The sequence below is a fragment of the Amycolatopsis thailandensis genome (genome assembly GCF_002234405.1).
GTDB classification, from domain to species: domain Bacteria; phylum Actinomycetota; class Actinomycetes; order Mycobacteriales; family Pseudonocardiaceae; genus Amycolatopsis; species Amycolatopsis thailandensis.
The window spans coordinates 1-614 of sequence record NZ_NMQT01000344.1 but is presented as its reverse complement, the minus strand read 5'-3'; the positions used below and the strand labels follow the sequence as shown (position 1 = coordinate 614).

The following is a 614-nucleotide window of genomic DNA, read 5'->3' as shown; positions in this document are numbered from 1 at the left end:
GCGGCGACCTGGACCTCGATCACCGTCGCGCTCGCCACGATGTTGTGGTTCTCCGGTTTCCGAGACTGGTCCGTCTACCTGCTGGTGATGCCCAGCTTCGTCCTGTCCGTTCTTTTGTGGTTCGTTCTCGGTCGATCAAGCAAGCGGATACCGGTGGCGAGCCGGCCGCTGCCCGGATCGGGTATGACCCGTCGCGCGTAACCGCTCGATGATCAGGTCCGCCAGCTCCGGCCTGGGTTCCACTCCCGCCCGGGCGAGCGACCTCAGCACGGATCGAATTTCTTCGACCAACGCTCGCAGACTGGCGCATTGTGTGCAGGCACGACCGTCTCGAGATGGGCTTTCCCAGTCCCTCACCGGGTCGTGCCCACAGTTGACAGAGCTGTCGAACGGGTGCGAATCGACGTTCATGAGACAGCCGCGGATCCCGGAAGCGCCCGGGGACGCACCTCATCTCGTCCGACCGGCACCATTCCGACGCCTCCTGACAGACCACAGACCTGCGTTGCGTGCAAATAGGTACCCACCCGAGACTTCGGCGAAACGCCCGACGAACGTCTTCCGGCGATTCGCTACCGCGGCTGGTCGATGGCGTGGCGCAGGTTGGTCAACCA

At 64.0% G+C, this 614-nt stretch carries 1 protein-coding gene; it reads left to right on the top strand.

Annotated features, from left to right (window positions below; all coding sequences use genetic code 11):
• On the top strand, window positions 1-201 hold a 201-nt coding region (locus CFP71_RS44740), incomplete at its 5' end, for a hypothetical protein (RefSeq protein ID WP_093939482.1).
• Between the last annotated feature and the right edge of the window lie 413 nt (window positions 202-614).